Origin of the sequence: Paraburkholderia sp. EB58, assembly GCF_050436665.1 — a bacterium.
Classification (GTDB): domain Bacteria; phylum Pseudomonadota; class Gammaproteobacteria; order Burkholderiales; family Burkholderiaceae; genus Paraburkholderia.
This window is the reverse complement of record NZ_JBNDMQ010000099.1, coordinates 1-1621: the sequence shown is the minus strand read 5'-3', so window position 1 is coordinate 1621 and position 1621 is coordinate 1. Positions and strand designations below refer to the sequence as shown.

The 1621-nt window shown below is 62.9% G+C and carries 1 protein-coding gene; it reads left to right on the top strand.

Annotated features, from left to right (window positions below; genetic code table 11):
- Positions 1-135: 135 nt before the first annotated feature.
- A complete protein-coding gene (locus P3T40_RS44880) occupies positions 136-1266 on the top strand; it encodes an IS110 family transposase (RefSeq protein ID WP_429274086.1) in 1131 nt (376 codons plus the stop codon).
- Positions 1267-1621 lie beyond the last annotated feature (355 nt).

Below are 1621 nucleotides of genomic sequence, written 5' to 3'. Positions count from 1 at the left end.
GGTCTATTAGGCAGTATGACTCCCGTGAGGCAAAGGCTGGCCTGCCGTGAGGAATCAAACGCGGGTTAGCATTGCCAGAGCCGCACGGTGTGGACATGGCCACACCGGAAGCGATTTCCGACGCGGAGGCCAGCAATGGAAAACGATAGCACGCTGTACGTGGGTCTGGACGTTCACAAGGATTCGATCACGGTCGCCTACGCGCTCGGCCCGGGCGAGGTCGAAGTGCTCGGCAAGACCGGTACGACGCAGGCCGACATCGATCGCCTGTGCAAACGCCTGCAGTCCAAGGCGCGCCGCATACGCGTCGTCTACGAGGCAGGCCCGTGCGGCTATGGGCTTTACCGTCAGCTCGTGCAGAAAGGCTTCGACTGCATCGTGTGCGCACCGTCGCTGATTCCCAGAAAGCCGGGTGAACGTGTGAAGACGGATCGACGCGATGCAGTCAAGCTCGTGCGCTCGCTGCGTGCCGGCGACCTGTCAGCCGTGTACGTGCCCACCGTGGACGATGAAGCGTTCCGCGATCTGGCACGTGCGTGGGTGAGCGCCAAAGACGATCTGAAGCGTGCCCGACAACGGGTGAAGGCCTTCCTGCTCTCGCATGGGGTGCGCTATACGGGCCGCGCCGACTGGGGTCCCGCGCACCGGCGCTGGCTGAGCGCGTTTTCGTTCGACAGCCTTTGGCAGCAACTGGCGTTCGACGAGCTTCGACGCACCATCGAGGACCGTCTCGCGCAATGCGCGCGTCTCGAAGCCGCGTTGCGCGAGGCGGTCGTCAACTGGCGCTTCTATCCGGTCGTCCTCGCCCTGCAGACGATGCGCGGCGTGCAGTTCACCACGGCGGTGGGCATACTCGCCGAACTGGGTGATCTGTCACGCTTCGCGCACCCCCGCCAGCTGATGGCCTGGCTCGGTGTCACGCCCAGCGAACACTCGTCGGGCGACAAGCGCCGTCAGGGCAGCATTACCAAGAACGGCAACAGCTATGCCAGAAAGCTGCTCATCGAGGCGGCCTGGAGCTACCAGCACCCGGCCCGCGTGAGTCCCGAGATCCAGCGCCGGCACGAAGGCATTCCGAAGCCCATCGTTGATCGCGCCTGGGACGCGCAGGTTCGCCTGTGCCGGCGTTATCGCAGGCTCGTCGCGCGCGGCAAGCAGAAGAACATCGCAGTAGTCGCGGTCGCGCGCGAACTCAGCGGGTTCATCTGGGACATCAGCCGGCTCGCCATGTCGCTTGCCATACCGCGCGACGTTGTCACGGCATGACGCGACACCTGAGTAATTCTGACTTACCCTGACAACTGGAGGAGGAGTTTCCTGAAGGCGGCGCAGCCCCGGCACACGAGCAACCCGCGACGAAGCTACGCAACGGATTGCATCCGACTTGCGACATTAGATAGCGGCAGGCTCATTGGGCGGACCTCTGTAATGCGGTAACCAACCCGCGGATATCAGCGTGATCCACCGTCGAGATTTACTGGCTACGTCGCCCTCAGGAAATTCGGACACGACATGCGTTTGAAAACTGAAAACTGAAAACTGAAAACCGATCCCGATTGACACCGGGAGTCATATCAGCTTCGCCCCTGTGCGGGGCGGCACCTACTTTCTTTGCCGCCGC

What these genes read in the sequence shown, in the direction of transcription:
- P3T40_RS44880 (WP_429274086.1), top strand. Translation starts at nt 136, where the DNA reads ATGGAAAACGATAGCACGCTGTACGTGGGTCTGGACGTTCACAAGGAT.